The sequence below is a fragment of the Oleiphilus sp. HI0066 genome (genome assembly GCF_001635725.1).
In genome coordinates this window covers 1-607 of record NZ_LWFH01000933.1, presented here as the reverse complement: position 1 = coordinate 607, position 607 = coordinate 1, and the positions used below count along the sequence as shown (strand labels likewise).

Genomic DNA, 607 nt, shown 5'->3' with positions numbered 1-607 from the left:
GAAGAATGTTCAACGTCTTGGAGTGAAATAGGTTGCGGCTTGACGAGTTTACGTCCAGGATTTTTAAGTATCTATACATACGAGATCCCTTTCGATACAAAATACGTTGTTACTCCAAAAATTGTTTCAAAAAGCGGTGTGCTAGAGTCACAAACCCTGAAGATTTCAAAGTCATGGCGACTATCGGTTCCCGCAATTAATTGCTAGTCCAATTTCTTCGAGCGAACTACTTCGTATACTTTTGAAATCAGTTATTAGGTCTTTTTAGAATGAAAAGCGGACATTGGTTTTCCATTCGTAAATAGACATGAGCAGACCTTTATTGCTTTAAGTATGTAATACAGCTTCAGAAGAAAAGCGGACATAGAGAACTCTTTTGGAGAAATCATTATTTCGTTTAGATGCGCGTTACTTAAGAGAATATTACGGTTATATATTGCTTATACGTCAATTTAGGTATATTTTTTATACACTATGTATTCTTTCGAATTTGATCCAAAGAAAAGTAAATCCAATCTTGAGAAACACGGGATTGATTTTGTCACCGCACAGGACTTGTGGCGAGATGTGAGGTTTGTTGAGCTTGATGCAAAATCAACAGAAGAAC

At 36.4% G+C, this 607-nt stretch carries 2 protein-coding genes; both read left to right on the top strand.

Annotation, left to right across the window (positions count from 1 at the left end; genetic code table 11):
- Window positions 1-207, top strand: a 207-nt coding sequence (locus tag A3738_RS31950) for a hypothetical protein (RefSeq protein WP_231876616.1), incomplete at its 5' end; no start/stop codon positions are given.
- A 267-nt stretch (window positions 208-474) separates the two neighbouring features.
- On the top strand, window positions 475-607 hold a 133-nt coding region (locus A3738_RS32595; protein ID WP_197473799.1), incomplete at its 3' end, for a BrnT family toxin.